The organism is Cytobacillus sp. OWB-43 (assembly GCF_034651445.1).
GTDB classification, from domain to species: Bacteria; Bacillota; Bacilli; order Bacillales; family Cytobacillaceae; genus Cytobacillus; species Cytobacillus kochii.
In genome coordinates this window covers 1,084,322-1,101,000 of the sequence record NZ_JAYEFF010000001.1, presented here as the reverse complement: position 1 = coordinate 1,101,000, position 16,679 = coordinate 1,084,322, and the positions used below count along the sequence as shown (strand labels likewise).

Annotated in this window: 18 protein-coding genes and 1 pseudogene; 14 read left to right on the top strand and 5 right to left on the bottom strand. The window is 35.4% G+C overall.

Features of this window, described 5'->3' with window-relative positions; translation table 11 throughout:
* The first annotated feature begins 102 nt into the window (after positions 1 to 102).
* A complete protein-coding gene (locus U9M49_RS05400) occupies positions 103 to 972 on the top strand; it encodes a LysR family transcriptional regulator (RefSeq protein ID WP_322909447.1) in 870 nt (289 codons plus the stop codon).
* Positions 973 to 1,026: 54 nt separating this feature from the next.
* Here U9M49_RS05400 and U9M49_RS05395 read toward each other — a convergent pair whose 3' ends face one another.
* Positions 1,027 to 1,467, bottom strand: a complete 441-nt coding sequence (locus U9M49_RS05395; RefSeq protein ID WP_322909446.1) for an OsmC family protein — start codon at positions 1,465 to 1,467, stop codon at positions 1,027 to 1,029.
* A gap of 116 nt (positions 1,468 to 1,583) precedes the next feature.
* Between U9M49_RS05395 and U9M49_RS05390 the strand changes: the two genes are divergently transcribed.
* The 6 genes from U9M49_RS05390 to U9M49_RS05365 all read left to right on the top strand — a co-directional run bounded on the left by U9M49_RS05390 (position 1,584) and on the right by U9M49_RS05365 (position 6,173).
* Entirely contained in the window at positions 1,584 to 2,339 is a 756-nt protein-coding gene (locus U9M49_RS05390) for an exodeoxyribonuclease III (protein ID WP_095373095.1), read from the top strand.
* A 301-nt stretch (positions 2,340 to 2,640) separates the two neighbouring features.
* The gene (locus tag U9M49_RS05385; RefSeq protein WP_095373096.1) at positions 2,641 to 3,369 is read left to right on the top strand and encodes a DUF421 domain-containing protein; all 729 of its coding nucleotides are present in this window, start codon (positions 2,641 to 2,643) and stop codon (positions 3,367 to 3,369) included.
* Positions 3,370 to 3,738, top strand: a complete 369-nt coding sequence (locus U9M49_RS05380; RefSeq protein WP_095373097.1) for a DUF4363 family protein — start codon at positions 3,370 to 3,372, stop codon at positions 3,736 to 3,738.
* Positions 3,739 to 3,785: 47 nt separating this feature from the next.
* On the top strand, positions 3,786 to 4,841 hold the full coding sequence (locus U9M49_RS05375) for an undecaprenyldiphospho-muramoylpentapeptide beta-N-acetylglucosaminyltransferase (protein ID WP_412728597.1): 1,056 nt from the start codon (positions 3,786 to 3,788) through the stop codon (positions 4,839 to 4,841).
* Positions 4,842 to 4,933: 92 nt separating this feature from the next.
* Positions 4,934 to 5,197 carry a DUF1450 domain-containing protein gene (locus U9M49_RS05370; RefSeq protein WP_095373098.1) on the top strand — a complete coding sequence of 88 codons (264 nt, stop codon included), beginning with the start codon at positions 4,934 to 4,936 and terminating at the stop codon, positions 5,195 to 5,197.
* A 13-nt stretch (positions 5,198 to 5,210) separates the two neighbouring features.
* A complete protein-coding gene (locus U9M49_RS05365; protein WP_307313593.1) occupies positions 5,211 to 6,173 on the top strand; it encodes a rhodanese-related sulfurtransferase in 963 nt (320 codons plus the stop codon).
* A 45-nt stretch (positions 6,174 to 6,218) separates the two neighbouring features.
* Here the strand turns inward: U9M49_RS05365 and U9M49_RS05360 are convergent.
* Positions 6,219 to 6,835 (bottom strand): annotated as a pseudogene (locus U9M49_RS05360) (NUDIX hydrolase).
* Positions 6,836 to 7,253: 418 nt separating this feature from the next.
* Here U9M49_RS05360 and U9M49_RS05355 point away from each other — a divergent pair.
* The gene (locus U9M49_RS05355) at positions 7,254 to 7,865 is read left to right on the top strand and encodes a superoxide dismutase (protein WP_095373101.1); all 612 of its coding nucleotides are present in this window, start codon (positions 7,254 to 7,256) and stop codon (positions 7,863 to 7,865) included.
* Positions 7,866 to 8,171: 306 nt separating this feature from the next.
* On the opposite strand, the gene U9M49_RS05350 is transcribed toward U9M49_RS05355, so the two are convergent.
* Complete coding sequence (locus tag U9M49_RS05350) at positions 8,172 to 8,801, bottom strand: helix-turn-helix transcriptional regulator (protein ID WP_095373102.1); 630 nt, start codon at positions 8,799 to 8,801, stop codon at positions 8,172 to 8,174.
* Between the two features lie 191 nt (positions 8,802 to 8,992).
* On the opposite strand from U9M49_RS05350, the gene U9M49_RS05345 reads away from it, so the two are divergent.
* The 5 genes from U9M49_RS05345 (at position 8,993) to sipW (ending at position 13,673) form a co-directional block, all read left to right on the top strand.
* Positions 8,993 to 9,952 (top strand): MBL fold metallo-hydrolase, encoded by a 960-nt coding sequence (locus tag U9M49_RS05345; RefSeq protein ID WP_322909444.1) that lies wholly within the window; start codon positions 8,993 to 8,995, stop codon positions 9,950 to 9,952.
* Between the two features lie 473 nt (positions 9,953 to 10,425).
* Positions 10,426 to 11,016, top strand: coding sequence for a CalY family protein (locus U9M49_RS05340; protein ID WP_322909443.1), 591 nt, complete (start codon positions 10,426 to 10,428; stop codon positions 11,014 to 11,016).
* A 37-nt stretch (positions 11,017 to 11,053) separates the two neighbouring features.
* The gene (locus U9M49_RS05335) at positions 11,054 to 12,631 is read left to right on the top strand and encodes a M4 family metallopeptidase (protein WP_416337091.1); all 1,578 of its coding nucleotides are present in this window, start codon (positions 11,054 to 11,056) and stop codon (positions 12,629 to 12,631) included.
* Between the two features lie 61 nt (positions 12,632 to 12,692).
* Positions 12,693 to 13,124, top strand: coding sequence for a hypothetical protein (locus U9M49_RS05330; RefSeq protein WP_095373106.1), 432 nt, complete (start codon positions 12,693 to 12,695; stop codon positions 13,122 to 13,124).
* Positions 13,125 to 13,673 carry a signal peptidase I SipW gene (sipW, locus tag U9M49_RS05325; protein ID WP_322909441.1) on the top strand — a complete coding sequence of 183 codons (549 nt, stop codon included), beginning with the start codon at positions 13,125 to 13,127 and terminating at the stop codon, positions 13,671 to 13,673. It begins immediately after the preceding gene.
* A gap of 247 nt (positions 13,674 to 13,920) precedes the next feature.
* Here the strand turns inward: sipW and U9M49_RS05320 are convergent, their stop codons facing one another.
* Both U9M49_RS05320 and U9M49_RS05315 read right to left on the bottom strand, forming a co-directional pair.
* On the bottom strand, positions 13,921 to 14,940 hold the full coding sequence (locus U9M49_RS05320) for an AI-2E family transporter (protein ID WP_095373108.1): 1,020 nt from the start codon (positions 14,938 to 14,940) through the stop codon (positions 13,921 to 13,923).
* A gap of 43 nt (positions 14,941 to 14,983) precedes the next feature.
* Positions 14,984 to 15,298, bottom strand: a complete 315-nt coding sequence (locus U9M49_RS05315) for a hypothetical protein (RefSeq protein ID WP_095373109.1) — start codon at positions 15,296 to 15,298, stop codon at positions 14,984 to 14,986.
* A gap of 234 nt (positions 15,299 to 15,532) precedes the next feature.
* Between U9M49_RS05315 and U9M49_RS05310 the strand changes: the two genes are divergently transcribed.
* Positions 15,533 to 16,657, top strand: coding sequence for a metallophosphoesterase (locus U9M49_RS05310; protein ID WP_322909440.1), 1,125 nt, complete (start codon positions 15,533 to 15,535; stop codon positions 16,655 to 16,657).
* The last annotated feature ends 22 nt before the right edge of the window (positions 16,658 to 16,679 follow it).

The following is a 16,679-nucleotide window of genomic DNA, read 5'->3' as shown; positions in this document are numbered from 1 at the left end:
TCTCATGATTTTCTACATGTATTATAATGAATCTATTAACATTAATAAAACGAATCTTTTTCATTGTTTATATGAAATAATTTCATGAAAAGGAGTAGCGAGATGAGTTTAGTTAAATATGAGATTTATAGCAAGGTTTCTGAGCTTCAAAGTTTTACGAAAGCAGCAGAAGTACTAGGGATGACACAATCTGCAGTCAGTCATGCGATGGCTAATTTAGAAAAGGAATTAGGTTTCACGCTTTTTCATCGCTCAAGAGGTGGGCTTACATTGACGAATGAAGGAAGAAGCATGCTTGTAAGTATACGTAAGGTGTTACATTATGACGAACAAGTACAACAAGAGGCAGCGAAAATAACGGGTTTGATGAAAGGAACAGTAAAAGTAGGGACATTTACAAGTGTTTCATCCACTTGGTTACCCGAAATCATTAAATCAATGGAGCAAAGTTACCCACATATCCGTATTGAATTAATTGAAGGAGATTATGAAGCGATTGACCGTTGGATTCTTAATGGAAAATTAGATTGTGGCTTTATTAATGTCGATAGCTCCAGTCATTTTGATGTTATTCCGTTAAAAAAAGACCGTTTGCGTTGTATTGTGTCAACAGATCATCCTTTTTCAAAAAGAAGTGAAATAAGCGTACAAGAGTTAAAGGATATCCCTTTTATCATGCCGACATATGGGGGGTACCATGAAGTAAAAGATTTATTTGCTAAAGCGGAGATCCAACCAAATATTCGCTTTGAATTAATGGCGGAAGATTCAATTAAGTCAATGGTTGCTCATAATTTTGGTGTAAGCATATTGCCAGAATTATTATTAGAAACCATTCCTAAAAATTGTGTGGTAATGCCATTAAAGGAAGAAAGCTATCGCACATTAGGATTAGCGATGAAGTTTAATCTGTCACCAGCAGCCAAAAGATTTGTAGAAATCACGGAGAAGTGGTTGGTGTCGTTTTATTAAATCCTCACGCCTCTAGTGAATACCTGTAAGAGACGTGGATTGAAAGCAAAACTTTTATCTAATGGTTACTTCTAGTTCAATATCTACATTGCCTTGTATGGCGCGTGAAATCATGCAGGATGCTTCTGCTTTTTTAGCCAATCTCAGAGCAAGATCTCTGTCACGTTCATTATCACGGTTAGTAAGTACGATGGTTGGTTTATGAATGATTTTCTTATAAGTTAAGACGCCATTCGTTTCGTTAACAATTGCAGTTGAGTCCATCGATAAATCATTTTTTTCCAATTTACTTCTTTCCATCATGGCAGCTAATGTAATGATATAACAAGTGGCAGCAGCACCTAGAAGCATTTCATCTGGGTTAGTCCCTACTCCTGGACCGTTCATTTCAGGTGGAATAGATACTTTTGTATGCAGTTGTCCACTTTCGATTGTTCCGATGCTATTTCGTAATCCTGGAAAGTGTGCTTTTAAATGAAATTGATGATCAGCCATTAGTATTCCTCCTTCAACTATACGTAAAAACTATAGCAAATCACAAGGCTTTTATCAAAGACAAACTTCCTATAGAATAAGAAGGGTCAGATAGAGATAAAGGGGAGTTTAGCAACATGAAATTTGTGTCATGGAATGTAAATGGTTTGCGTGCTTGTGTGAAGAAAGGCTTTCTCGATTTTTTTGCAGAAGTGGATGCGGATGTGTTTTGTATACAAGAATCAAAGCTTCAAGCGGGTCAAATTGAATTAGATTTAAAAGGCTATCATCAATATTGGAATTATGCTGTTAAGAAGGGCTATTCAGGAACCGCTATTTTTACGAAAGAAAAACCTTTATCAGTAAAATATGGCGTAGGGGAAAACGAAGAACAAGAAGAAGGTAGAATTATCACGTTGGAATTTGAAACGTTTTACCTTGTAAATGTATATACACCGAATTCAAAAAGAGATCTATCCCGATTAGACTATCGTTTACAATGGGAAGATGAATTAAAAACATATTTGCTTTCGTTAGAGGCGGAAAAACCGGTGATTTATACAGGGGACTTAAATGTTGCACACCAAACAATTGATTTGAAGAATGCAAAGTCCAATATTGGAAATTCAGGATTTACTGATGAAGAACGCGGGAAAATGACAATTCTCCTTGAATCAGGGTTTGTCGATTCTTTTAGATACCTTTATCCAGAAAAGACAGATGTCTATACATGGTGGTCGTACATGGCCAAAGTGAGAGAGCGGAATATTGGCTGGCGAATTGATTATTTTATCGTGTCGGAAAAATTAAAAGCACAAATCAAAGATGCCGGTGCACACTGTCAAACAATGGGTAGTGATCATTGTCCGATTTTCTTAGAATTAGATATATAGGGAGAAAATGAAATGAAGTCTAATAAGGCTTCATTTTTTTGTGTTGTGCATATTAATTGACAAAGGATAAAGCAATCTATTGTGCAACTAACAAATGTAAAATTAAATAGATGTTAACTAAGCAAGCAAAACTTGTGAAGATGGTGCGAGAATCTTGATTCTTTAAATAAGAACCCTTGTATCTATACAAAAAAATTTCATTTGTAAAAAATCTATTTACTCCCCTCAAACTTCAATGGTTTTCTGGATACTTTTTCTAGTTCTGCTCATACTAAAGGCAATGATTGTAGGAGTGAAGTCAATGAATGAGACATCGGTCGTTATTGTAAGGTCGATTATTGCTTTTGGTACATTACTTATATTTACACGATTTTTAGGTAAACAAACAGTGAGTCAAATCACATTCTTTGATTACATTTTAGGTATCTCGATTGGTTCTATGGCCGCAAATCTTTCAGCAGACATCGCGACAGATGCTTGGCCATATTGGGTGGGGCTATTTACATGGACGGTTCTTGTATTATGTCTGCAAAAAGTAACAATGAAGTGGCGACAAGCATCAATCTATTTCGATGGGGAGCCTGTCATCGTTATTATGGATGGGGAAATTATGGATGAAGTTATGAAGAAACTGCGTTACCGTATCTCTGATCTCCAAGAACAACTAAGAGAAAAAGGGATATTTGATTTAAAAGAGGTAGATTATGCAATTGTAGAAAAAGATGGGCAAATATCAGTGTTAAAAAAAGCGGATTATTTACCAGTTACCCCAAGAGATTTACAGTTAAAGTCTACATATAAAGGAATAGGGACGGAATTAATTTATGATGGTGTGCTTGTCCGCAATAATTTGCAGCAATTGCAAAAATCTGAGGAATGGCTGATGAAAGAATTAAAAAATCGTGGATATACAAAAATTAGTGATATCTTTCTAGCGATTATTGATAGCAACGGGATGCTCTTTATTGACGCTTATCATGATAAAATGAAAAAACCCGTAGATATAACAGATTTTAAAGGATTGAAGTAAATGAAAGAGTTTATTCTTTATAAATTGATTCCATTACTTATATTGGCTATTTTTATTTTCACAATGAAGTCTGGAGATTTTCTTAAACAACCACTTGTTGATGGGGATGATGTAATAGGGACGCTTTCTTTAGTTGAACAATCAATTCACGAAGGTGATTGGAAAAGTGCAAAAAAACAAATCAATAGAGCCAAAGAAGGGTTTTTAACTGTTCAGATGCGAGTGCAGTTTTCTGTAGAGAAAAATGAACTGAATCAAATAGGCACAAGTTTAAACCGCGCAATTGGCTTTATTGATGTTCATGATGAGGGAGGAGCTCAGGCTGAAATAGAAGAAATCAAATTTGCATGGGAGGGGTTAGGAAAATAAAATAACAGTAAGACCATTAAATAAGAGAATGAGGAGAATGATTTATGTTGGCTAAGAAAAAAGTAGTTTTAACAGGAGGGGGATCAGCGGGGCATGTTACCCCTAATCTCGCCCTTATTACAGAATTACAGAACGAAGTCGATTTTTTTTACATAGGTTCGAAAACAGGCATTGAAAAGGAGTTAATCGCAAAGACCGAGGTCCCTTATTTTTCAATTTCCAGTGGGAAATTAAGAAGATATATAGACTTAGAGAATGTAAGGGATATCTTTCGCGTCATGAAAGGTGTAATTGACGCAAGGAGAATCTTAAAACAGATAAAACCTGATTTGCTCTTTTCAAAGGGTGGATTTGTATCAGTCCCCGTAATAATTGCTGCTAAAATGCTAAAAATACCAGCATTTATCCATGAGAGTGATTTAACACCCGGATTAGCAAATAAAATTGCCCAACGGTTTGCTGAAAAGGTGTTCACTTCGTTTGAAGAAGCGAAAGCTTATTTTCCGCGAGAAAAAGTGTTTGCCATTGGCTCACCAATACGGCCAGAAATATTTAACGGCGATAAAAACACGGCCCTAAAGTTGCTTCATTTTTCTAGTGTAAAGCCAATTATTACTGTTATGGGTGGTAGTTTAGGTGCTAAAAAGATAAACGAACAAGTTCGCAAGGAATTACCGAATCTATTAGGTAACTATCAAGTTGTGCATATTTGTGGAAAAGGTCAAGTTGATGAAAGTTTACTAGGGAAAGCAGGTTATAAACAATTTGAATATATTCATGAGGAATTACCACATATCCTTGCCGCTACTCATTGTGTAATCACAAGGGGTGGATCCAATGCGTTATTTGAATTTTTAGCACTAAATATGCCCATGTTAATCATTCCCCTATCTAAAAAACAAAGTAGAGGAGATCAATTGTTAAATGCTGAGTCTTTTGCACAAAAAGGATTCGCTAAAGTAGTTGAGGAAGAAGCAATTGGTTCCTTATTACATACGTTAAGACAAATGGAATTGGATAGAGCAGAAATGATTGCTAGTATGAGCAAATCTCCTTTGACGAACGGTTTAAAAGTTATAGTGAATGAGATTAGGGAAAGGTAATGGTTACAAATCTATTTGAAAATGCTTGTCAAAGCATGGTATAGTATTCTACGGATAAATATGAAATAGACATCTAAAAAAGGATGTTGTAAATGGGATTATTTAATAAAATTTTTTCGAAAAAAGAACAAGTTACGATAGAATTTTGTGAAAAGAACCTCGATCGTTTTTATACTGATGAAGACTTTACGCTATTTGGTCCTTTTCTTTCTAGTAAAGAGGTATCTTACAAACAATATGAATGCCAATCACATTGTAAGCAATGCAAGAAAAGTCCATATGCAATAGTTAATGGCGAGTTTATACAATGTGAAACGCCCAGTGAACTATTATCGCAAATGAAAGAACAGAAATAAGCAGGTGGAAGAAATGACAGAAGAAAATAATCAATACCGCGTCTTACTCTATTATAAATATGTAACAATCGAACATCCTGAAGCCTTTAGTAAACATCATTTAAAAGCATGTCGTGAGCTCGGATTAAAAGGAAGAATCCTTGTTGCCAAAGAAGGTATAAACGGTACGGTTTCAGGCACAGTGGAACAAACAAATGCGTATATAGATATGATGAAAAACGACAAACGCTTCAGTGATATGGTCTTTAAAATTGATGAAACGAATGGCCATGCATTCAAGAAAATGCATGTCAGACCTCGTAATGAAATAGTGACTTTAAAACTTGAGGATGATCTCAATCCTAATGAGATCACAGGCAAATATTTAGAGCCAAAAGCATTCTTTGAAGCAATGCAAGCAGAGGATACTGTTGTTATTGATGCAAGAAATGATTATGAATATGATATCGGCCACTTTAGAGGGGCGATTAGACCGGATGTTGAAGCATTTCGTGATTTACCTGATTGGATACGTGAACATAAAGACCAACTTTCTGGTAAGAAGATTTTAACATATTGTACAGGTGGCATACGTTGTGAAAAATTCTCTGGTTGGTTAGTAAGAGAAGGTTTTGAAGATGTGAGTCAGCTACATGGTGGCATTGTCACATATGGTAAGGACCCAGAAGTTCAAGGAGAACTATGGGACGGTCAATGTTATGTATTTGATGAAAGAATCAGTGTGCCAATTAATCAGAAAGAACATACCATTGTCGGAAAAGACTATTTCACTGGTGAATCTTGTGAACGTTATGTCAATTGTGCTAATCCTGAATGTGATAAACGTTTTATGACGACAGAAGAAAACGAGCATAAATATTTACGGAGCTGTTCGGATGAATGCCGCACACACCCTGATAATTTATACGTGAAAGAAAATGGTTTAACAGATGAAGCGTGGCAAGAGCGATTACAGAAGATAACCATTGATGCATAAGAAAAAGGCTCATAACCAAAAATGGTAATGGGCCTTTTACTTTGATTAATCGAAGATGGGGAATTTATGAGGATCTTTAAGGTAGCTAAAAGCCATTTTGATTTGTTCTCCCGTATTTCGATTAAGGGATAAAGGAGGTAAGTTGTTTTCAGTGAAGAAATCAATCGCCTCGGTTTCTATACCACAGGCAGCTTGTCCGCCCGACATCTCACATAAAATAAATATTTTATAATAATGGAAGAATTGTTTGGGGTGTGGGTGCTTATTCATATCCAATAAGGCTATGAGCTTCTTCGCAACACAAATAAAACCTGATTCTTCTTGAATTTCTTTTATAACATTCTCACTTGCAGATAAGCCAACATCACAAAAACCACCTGGTAAGGACCATTTGTTATCAACATTTTCTTTCGCTAGCAAAATTTGGTTTTTCCTGAAAACAACCCCTCGTACGTCAATTTTCGGTGTTTGATAGCCTGATTCTTACTTAATACTGCCACAATCTCATCCATTGTTTGCCCTGAGTACTCACCTATGATCTCAGCACTCAGTTCTTTTAACTGCTCATACCTTTCAATATCATAGATATCTTTTGAAAAAGCTAAGCCTGATTGTGAGATTGCTTGGATTTTCCTCGCCCATGTTAACCACTGGTCGCTCATTATCTCATCCCCTTTGATAAGCTTTACACAATGTTTATCAATCATCCAATTCGGTATTTGCTTGTAGTTGAAACTCCGTCGTTTGGTAAGCTTTAGATGTTTTCGGAAATCCCTGATTCTGATGAACCTAACATAGGTTGGCATTCATGATGAGAAAGTGTACGCTCATTAAATGTTAAACATCTTGTTTAACGCAGCGTTACAATTTAATGTGTTGGCTAACGTACCATCGAAATAAATGGAGGACTGCTTTCATAAAGTCACCCTCTCACTCATTGTATCCCAAGTTTAACAAAATAAGGTGGAAATAAGGAGTTTTATTTTCTAGTTACTTTTTATACTTATTAGTTGAAAAAGTAGATAAGGTATTCTAAAATATAGAGTGTAAATAGATTTTACATATTAGGAGGAATTCAAAATGGCTAAACACGAATTACCAGCATTACCTTATGCAAACGATGCGCTTGAACCACATATCGATGCGCAAACAATGGAAATCCACCACGATCGTCACCATGCAACATATGTAAACAACTTAAATGCTGCATTAGAAGGACATGACGAGTTAGCTAGCAAATCTATTGAAGAACTAATTGCTAACTTAGACGCTGTTCCTGAAGATATTCGTACAGCTGTACGTAATAACGGTGGCGGACATGCAAACCACAGCTTGTTCTGGACACTTCTTTCTCCAAACGGTGGCGGTGCACCAACTGGTGACGTTGCTGGTGCAATTGAAGAAGCTTTTGGTAGCTATGATGCATTTAAAGACCAATTCGCTAAAGCTGCAGCTGGACGCTTTGGTTCTGGTTGGGCATGGTTAGTATCTGAAAATGGTCAATTATCTATTACAAGCACACCAAACCAAGATAGCCCAGTAATGGAAGGTAAAACACCAATCCTTGGTCTTGACGTTTGGGAGCATGCTTACTACTTAAAATATCAAAACAAACGCCCAGATTATGTTCAAGCATTCTTCAATGTTGTGAATTGGGATGAAGTAAACAAATTATTCGCAGCATCAAAATAAGGATGTTGATGAGGGACCCAAAATTTGATTTTGGGTCTTTTTTATATACATAATGAGAGGTAGAAGCATTTAAAAGCTAAAAACAAAAAGCACACAACCTATGAGGAATCTAGGAAAAAGAGGGGACAAATAGAAAATACACACAAACCACAAACACAAAGTAAAAAATATACTCTGTTGTTCCTATTCGACATGTCATAAAAAGAAGATACATACAAAAAGGGAGGCCCTAAAAATCCACAAAACAATCAACCGACCAGTGTCAATAAAAAAGAAAAACTATTACTCCATCAAGTAATAGTTCAGTCAATTAAATTTAATTTTAAATTGGCAATGATCATGCCCTTCTGTTTTGCATCTTACACGGTGGACTTGATTTGTGTTTAATGCTTGCTTGAACAATTGGGTTTCACAATGACAAGCTGTTTTATAAGATTGGGCTATGGAAAGAATGGGACAATTAAACTCTGTGAGCTCATATTCGTCTGTTCCTGTTTTTGACAAGTATGCCATATAGCCTTTTTCATTTTGAATGTTTAATAATGTTTGCATTTTCATATCAGGCGCTTGTTCTAGTAATCTATTTTCGTACTCTTCCACTAGTCGCTTTTCCCGTTTCATAAATAAGTTTTCAATTGCTTCACTGCCATACAATTCTTCGATATCATTGAGAAATTCAAGTGATAGACCTTCATAATTTTTCGGAAAATAATGTTCGCCTTTACTTGTTAAATAGTAGAATTGAGTCGGGCGACCTAGCGCTTGTTTCGTTTCTATAGATGCGATTAAACCGCTATTCTCTAATCCGGTTAAATGTTTTCTCACCGCCATATGGCTAATATTCAGGCGTTCCTTAAGGTCGTTGACAGACATGGAAGACTCTTTTTTTAATAAAAATAACACTTTATCTTTTGTTGTTTCTGCATGAAATTCCATTCTATCACCTCAAGTATGGACAATATTCGCGTGGCAATGGTCGGTTTGACAATCATACTTATTATACTATATTGTATAAAAAAACTTAAGAGATAATCATTGCCAGTGAAATTTTTAGAGAAATAAGACATTTTGATTGAGTGCTCACTCAATCATTTTTAGATAAATAGTTTAGTAGGGGGAATAAGGTCATGATTTATCCAATAACCATACCGACAAACAGTGATTTGCGGTCTTTTAATTTTTTTATTGTAGAAGACAGTAAAGGGTTAACATTAATAGATGCTGGAATTAATCATGAAGCATGTTGGCAGCAATTTCTTCAAACACTACAGTGCCATCAATTTCTGTTAGAGGATATCAATGAAATCATCCTTACTCATTCACACGAGGATCATATAGGCTTGATTCCTAGAATCATTGAAAAGCATAATATCCCCGTCTATGTTCATGCTGAAGCGATTCCTCGGTTAAAGAGGGAAAAGTCATTTTTTGAACAAAGAACTTCTTTTTATGAAAGGTTATATCGTGAGATGGGTTGTGGGACGGAAGGTGAACAAAGAGTACAGCAGCTTAAGAATATCGTCATAGAAAAACAAAACGAGGGATTGCGTGCTGATTATAGAACGTTAAGTGAAAATGATTATATTATTAATAGAAAAGTAATTGAAACACCAGGACATGCCCCTGATCATATCGCTTTAATAGATGAAAGAAACAATGTGATGTTAGGTGGAGACCACCTTATCGCCCATATATCAAGTAATGCTTTAATTGAACCTTATATGAATGGTGAAAGAAGAAAGACGGTCCTTGAGTATGTGGAGTCACTGCAAAAATGTTTAACCTATGATATTGACTATTGTTATAGTGGGCATGGGGAACGTATAACGGCGCCACATTTACTTATACATAAAAGGTTGAAAGGGATAGAAAGAAAAGCTGAAAAATTCCTGTCCTATATTTCTGAAGAAGAAAAAACAGCGAGTGCACTTGCCCAACATTTTTACCCTGACAAATATTATACGCAGTTCAGCCTTGTAATGTCAGAGGTGATTGGTCACTTAGATTATTTGGAAGAAAAGAACAAAGTAGAGAAGGGAATGGAAAATGGAGTTTGGCGGTATAAAACTGTTAAGCACATTAAGTAAAAAGTTTTTATAGGGGAAATGGATTTTCTCATATGGAACATTTTATGAGGTCCAATCCCCTTTTGTTTTTTAAAAATCTGTCCACTTGATATTAAATAACCCTATAAACAACTCTTTGTGACAATCATAGAATAATAGAGAAACGGCATAGTTAAATCTCAACTTTTGGTGTTGGATGAGACAAATACCTAAGTACTATAGGTAGGAGAAGGGCAAAGGGAATAACAAGCTTGGCATATAACAGGGTTGCTAATAGTAAGCTTGAAAAATCACTTTTTCCGCCTATGATAATGGTAATAAATACCTCATTTTTACTAAAAATGTGAAAAATGAAGGAATATGACTATATTTAAATAGGGCATAGGAAACTTAATTCCAACCATTGATTCCTTTATGTTTGACGTAAGCTTTTCTTATAAGTCTCAGTAATTGAAGAAAAGTCAAAATAAAGGGTTGAAAGGAGCAGATTTACTATGGGAGTGAAAAGAAAGCTTGCATCTGGGATGATGTCAGCAGCACTTGGATTGGCTCTGGTTGGAGGAGGGACATTTGCCTATTTTTCCGATGAAGTAGCGACGAATCATGTATTTGCTGCTGGCACACTAGACTTATCAATTAATCCTGAGGTTGTGTTTCAAGTTGAGAACATAAAACCGGGTGACACAGTCACGAGAGAGCTTGTTTTAAGTAATAGTGGTTCGTTGCCAATTGAATCCGTTCACCTGCTTACAAATTACCAAGTATCGGATGAATTATCTGATAATACAGAAGATTTAGGCAAGCATATTCGTGTGAACTTTTTGTGGAATTGGGAGAAAGAGTCTGAACCTATTTTTGAGACAACTTTGTATGAATTGAAAAATATGGACCCTGATATCGTTCAAAGAGACCTATGGGATCCTTTATGGAAGCAGAATAGTGGCCTAGCTCCAGGAGAAACAAATGAAATATGGGTACAATTCGAATTTATTGAAAACGGTGAAGATCAAAACCAATTCCAAGGGGACCAGTTAAATCTAGAATGGGTATTTAATGCTTCACAAACAGCTGGTGAGGAGAAGTAAATTAAAATAAGCAATGGGGAGGCGTTTTTGCATGTCGATAAAAACGAAAGTATTATCAACAGCATTCATTTTAGGAATGCTAGCGAGTCCTATTCAAGGACAAGTTTATGCAAATGAATCACAAACCAAACTGAATAGCCACTCATCTAATCTTACTGAACATATGCAGGCAAGTGAAATTGTTCAGCCTAAACAAGTACTTGAAAGCTATCTTCTTTCTAAAAGTAAGCAATTTAATTTATCTAATAAACAAATAAGCGAAAGTTTTACAGTAAAAGATTATGAGTTTGACAAAAATGAAAACTTTCATCACTATCGTTTGCAACAATTATATAAAGGTATTCCTATATATGGAGCAGAACAAACTTTTAATATTAGAACAGATAGCGATAAAGTTAGTTTTTATGGTGAAGTGGTTTCAGACATCGATATTGATATAAAAACTTCATCCGAACAAATAAGTGAAAAAAAGGCTATTTCCATTGCAACAGCAGGAATAGAAGCATCAATTGGCGAAGTAAAACAATATGATAGTGAAGTAACAGCAGAAAAATTCATTTACAAGTTTAATGATAACTATTATCCTGTTTATCTTGTGAAAGCTTCCACCACCTCTCCGGAAGTAGGGTATTGGCATTACTTTGTAAATATAGAGAATGGGCAGATTATTGATTCCTTTAATGCAGCAAATGAAATAACGGCATTTGGTTATGGTGTATTCGGAGATAAACAAATGTTTAAGGCATCTTACATTGATGGTTTGTTTAAAATGTATGACCAAACAAGAGGTGATGGGGTCATTACATACGATTATGATAATAATATTAATGAAGATATTGTTAGTAGAAGTAAGTTATTTACTGATGGTGCTGCAGTTGATGCTCATGCCAATTCTCAAAAGACATACGACTATTACCAAAAAACCTTTGATCGCAACTCTGTAGATGATCAAGGGCAAAGATTACTCTCCCGTGTACATGTTGGGGATAATTGGAACAATGCTTCTTGGAATGGTGTATATATGTCTTATGGAGATGGTGATGGTATTAGATTTCATCCGCTAGCTGGTGGTCTCGATGTGGCTGCACATGAAATGTCTCACGGTGTCATTCAACATACAGCAGGGTTAATTTACCGCAATGAATCAGGTGCGTTGAATGAATCATTTGCTGATATATTCGGTGCTATGGTCGATCGAGATGATTGGATTATCGGTGAAGATATTATGGCGAATGGGGCGATTGGATTACGCTCTATGGAAGACCCAGCTAGTTTAATTGAGAATAGAACACAACAACCTTATCCAGATCATTGGGATAGAAGGTATACAGGCTCTCTTGATAATGGTGGTGTCCATATTAATAGTAGTATTAATAATAAAGCTGCTTACCTTGTCTCTGAAGGGGGAGAGCATTACGGAGTGGAAGTAGCTGGTGTTGGCCGAGAAAAAACAGAACAAATTTATTATCGGGCCTTATCGGTTTATTTAACACCAAATTCAACATTTGCCATGATGAGACAAGCTGCCATCGATGCTGCAGAAGATCTCTATGGTGAAGATTCAGCGGCAGTTACTGCAGTTGAACAAGCTTATAACGCTGTTGGCGTTCAGTAATTAAAACATGCTGGGGAAATGATCTTTGTTCCCCAGCCCTTGAAAGAAAAGGGGATATAACATGAAGCGCAATGGAAAAATTGTTTTATTACTCTCTGTTCTGTCTATCTATTCTCTCATTTTGACTTTCCATTCAGTTTTAATAGGACAAACAAAAGCAAGTTATACATATTCAACCTCCGTTGATGTAAATGTAGAGAGTAAAGTCTGGTCATCTAATGCAGAAGTAGGCGATAGTGAGAAAAAACGAGAGACAGAAAATGAGCATGAAAAGGAAAATGACCAAGGGATAGAAAAGCAAGAGGATGAAAAGATGCCAAAAGAAGATAAGCAACAGCAGGAGGAGCAAAACGAAAGTACTGAAGAAGAAGAAGAAAAAAAAGTCGATGTTGAACATAACCAAGAAGAACTGGAAGAAGAGGAAGTTAGTAACGAAAAACCATCTTCTGATGACGAAATTGAACAAACACTGGAAGAAGAGGAAGTTGAATAAATGAGAAAGGTACTTAATTGGTTTAGTACGGCTTTGACAGTTTTCTTAATGGTGATAGTTATCGTGTTAGCGGTTGTTGTTGTTGCTGCTAAAGCATCAGGCGGGGAACCAACAATTTTAGGGTACCAATTAAAGTCTGTGTTATCTGGTTCTATGGAACCAACGTTTCAAACAGGTGCAGTTATTGCCGTTAAACCATTAGAGCAGGATGAAAAGCAATCTTTACAAAAGCAAGATATTATCACTTTTCAAAGTGAAGAAGGCATTCCTGTTACCCATCGTATTCATAATGTTATCCATAGTGGCGTGCACACCATGTATGAAACAAAAGGAGATAATAATAATACAATTGATAAAGATCTCGTACTTTCCGACAATGTAACAGCTAAGTATACCGGCTTTACTATCCCTTACGCAGGCTATTTTACACAATTCGCACAGTCTAGGGAGGGAAGCGCGTTATTATTAATTGTTCCAGGTGTTTTCTTCCTTATATATGCTTTATTTTTAATTATAACGGGTTTAAAGTCCATTCAAAATCAACAGTAAGGAAACCTCACGAGAACAACTACCTAGGAGGTTTCTATTTTATATTTCTTATCGATTGTTACTAGGTATTGAGATCAATTTAAAGTAATAAATCGTGTTGAAGCAATATAAATGATGGAATAGACCACATTAATCGGGAGTGTATAAATTCAACTGATCTAACGATAATGTCGTCATTCACAGCTAAAAGTTTCAGGAGAAAAATAAAGATAAACGCCGTGCTATATGCACGGCGTTTATCTTATATTTACACTTTTACCGACTTTTTTCCTGTCGTTTGCACATCTAATACATCTAGTAAGAAGACAAACACTGGTATACCGACAATAAGTCCCCATACGCCAAAGAAATGTTCGCCAAAAATCAATACGATAAAAGTATAGAAGACAGGTAAATTGGTTTTTGATGACATTAGCTTTGGATTAAGTATATATGCTTCGATTGCGTGAATAATCATAATAACGACTAATAAATAAATGACTAGCATGAATCCACCAATCGTATATCCGATTAAACTTAATGGCACCAATGATATAATCACGCCCGCAACTGGTATTAAGCCTAAAAAGAAAATAAGAATAGATAGTCCCATTAAATGGGGGAAATCCATTATCCATAGTGCAAATGTTGTTAATGCACAGTTCACAAGGGCAATAATAAATTGTGCCTCAATTACTTTGCCAAAAGTTTGAACAAACTTAGAACCAAAGTAAGCAATCTCATTATAAAATGGTGCAACTTTGCTATATTTGAATTTGTTTGTAAAGGCCATCAATTTCGGCTTCTCTAAAACGAAGAAAATACTTAAAATAAGTGAAATCAAAAATTGTATGCCAAATGAACTTATATCAGAGAAGTATTTAAGTAGAACCGTGACCCCTTGTTCTAAATAAGATGATATTTCATTTCGTTCATATAATTCAGTAATATAGTTCATGATAATATTGTCGTGCTTTTGGCTAAAGAAGCTTTGCATTTGTCCAATCAGTTGCGAGATTTCAAAAATAATAACTGGTAAATATCTGCTGATTCCAACAGTAAATATCGCAATAATGAATAAGTAAAGACCGATTACTGTGAATTTTCGATTTATGTTCACTTTCTTCAAGACAAGATTTACTAAGCGGTCCATTAGAAAGGAAATAATAAACGTAATAAGGATGACATTAATCATACTTCTCATTAAAAATAATGCGAATACGAGAATTGCAAAAATAATAACTCTTTTAATCCCGCTGCTTTGTAACCAATTCTTTAAATTTTCCATTTTCACATTCCCCCTATAAAATCTTCAACAATAAAGCATCTTTTTATATAAGGAGATTAGATAAATAACTGGATTGATACTGGACTGGTAGTTGAAATCGATCCTGTTTTGATTGTTGGTTCTCCTGAATGATGCTATGGGGTTCTTCTAAGCGAACAAAATCATTGATTTTATGTACAATAGGATTATTTTCTTCTGGTATAACAATCTCCGTAGGCCTTTTAAATGTGGCAATAGTAGCCGTTAATTGAACATCATCATCATAATGTAGAGAACGATGTTCGTTTATATCCTCAGTAAAAAATGGCGTAATGAACATATAGCAAATGAACATCATTGATAAACATATCTTATACAAAACCTACATCCTCTCAGTATTTCCTTCTATTTATTATTCTATCCTACTTTTTTTTAATTTCATATATTTTTCTTTAGATAAAAAAATATAATAGCTTGTTCTAACATATGCACAATACTTGTCATAAATGTGCTAATTGGAATAAAGTGGTTTAGGACAATTCTACTTTCCATCGAATGATTTTAAGTAAGTCATGACAAAATAAGAATTCATCAAATGTGTTGAGGTGAAATGATGAAAAGTCATATGCGAAAGATAACTGTCGTTTTCTTTATCCTTCCTATCATTGGATGGCTCTTCGGGTTATCGCTATTTACTAGTGTTTATGCCTCATCAGCTCCGGTTAAATTACGGATTCTCCAGACAACAGATATGCATGGTCATTTAATGGATGAAAACGATGAAGGCGAATCTGTTAGCGATTTTGGACTTGTTAGAACCGCAACCTTAATTAAAAATGAACGTAATGAAAACAAAAATGTCCTGTTATTTGATACTGGTGATATCTTAGAAGGAAATGCCTTTGCAGATTATATATTTCAAACAAGATTGATGCATTTAGGACAAACTCACCCGGTTATTAATGTCATGAACACACTAAGGTATGATGCCATGACACTCGGAAATCATGAATTCAATTATGGTATCGGCTTTTTAACAGAAAGCTTAAGAGATGCGACTTTTCCCATTATAAGTAGCAATATATACAATGAGGATATGACGAAAAACATCTTTGATGATGTTTCATATATGAACCCATATGTGATTCTTGATCGGACATTGGTCGATGCCAATGGGGATGAACGTGCAATTAAAATTGGTGTGATTGGTTTTTTAACCCCTATTGTCGCCGATTGGAATAGTAATTATTTTAAGCAGAAGCTAAAAATGAGGACAATCACTGAAACGGCTAATCAGTATATTCCACAAATGAAAGCAAAAGGAGCAGATATCATCATTGCTTTAGCTCATGTTGGTGTGAATGCCGATAAGGGCCTTTCTGCGCAAGAAGGGAATAGTGTCAATGAATTAAAATCGATTGAGAATATTGATGTGATTCTATTTGGACATAGCCATAATATTTTTCCAGAAAAACCGAATGAATGGTTTCAATCTCAGACAACACCATTCATTGTTCAAGCGGGGCATTGGGGAAATCATTTAGGAAGAATAGAACTTGAGTTAACTCAAAATGGAAATAAGTGGATTATTGAAGGAGGAGCTACTTCTGTAATCCCAATTTATAAGCAAGTTAAAGGAAAAAAAGTACCTAATGTTTCTAAAGATAAGCAAGTAGAGGCATTAATAAAGAGGCCCTATAAAGAGTTAAAGAGTTTCCGCAAGTGGCACGCGCATTGATTGTAAACGGAAGAATGACAAA

Coding starts and splice junctions, on each gene's coding strand:
- U9M49_RS05400 (WP_322909447.1), top strand. CDS start 103: ATGAGTTTAGTTAAATATGAGATTTATAGCAAGGTTTCTGAGCTTCAA.
- U9M49_RS05395 (WP_322909446.1), bottom strand. CDS start 1,467: ATGGCTGATCATCAATTTCATTTAAAAGCACACTTTCCAGGATTACGA.
- U9M49_RS05390 (WP_095373095.1), top strand. CDS start 1,584: ATGAAATTTGTGTCATGGAATGTAAATGGTTTGCGTGCTTGTGTGAAG.
- U9M49_RS05385 (WP_095373096.1), top strand. CDS start 2,641: ATGAATGAGACATCGGTCGTTATTGTAAGGTCGATTATTGCTTTTGGT.
- U9M49_RS05380 (WP_095373097.1), top strand. CDS start 3,370: ATGAAAGAGTTTATTCTTTATAAATTGATTCCATTACTTATATTGGCT.
- U9M49_RS05370 (WP_095373098.1), top strand. CDS start 4,934: ATGGGATTATTTAATAAAATTTTTTCGAAAAAAGAACAAGTTACGATA.
- U9M49_RS05365 (WP_307313593.1), top strand. CDS start 5,211: ATGACAGAAGAAAATAATCAATACCGCGTCTTACTCTATTATAAATAT.
- U9M49_RS05355 (WP_095373101.1), top strand. CDS start 7,254: ATGGCTAAACACGAATTACCAGCATTACCTTATGCAAACGATGCGCTT.
- U9M49_RS05350 (WP_095373102.1), bottom strand. CDS start 8,801: ATGGAATTTCATGCAGAAACAACAAAAGATAAAGTGTTATTTTTATTA.
- U9M49_RS05345 (WP_322909444.1), top strand. CDS start 8,993: ATGATTTATCCAATAACCATACCGACAAACAGTGATTTGCGGTCTTTT.
- U9M49_RS05340 (WP_322909443.1), top strand. CDS start 10,426: ATGGGAGTGAAAAGAAAGCTTGCATCTGGGATGATGTCAGCAGCACTT.
- U9M49_RS05330 (WP_095373106.1), top strand. CDS start 12,693: ATGAAGCGCAATGGAAAAATTGTTTTATTACTCTCTGTTCTGTCTATC.
- sipW (WP_322909441.1), top strand. CDS start 13,125: ATGAGAAAGGTACTTAATTGGTTTAGTACGGCTTTGACAGTTTTCTTA.
- U9M49_RS05320 (WP_095373108.1), bottom strand. CDS start 14,940: ATGGAAAATTTAAAGAATTGGTTACAAAGCAGCGGGATTAAAAGAGTT.
- U9M49_RS05310 (WP_322909440.1), top strand. CDS start 15,533: ATGAAAAGTCATATGCGAAAGATAACTGTCGTTTTCTTTATCCTTCCT.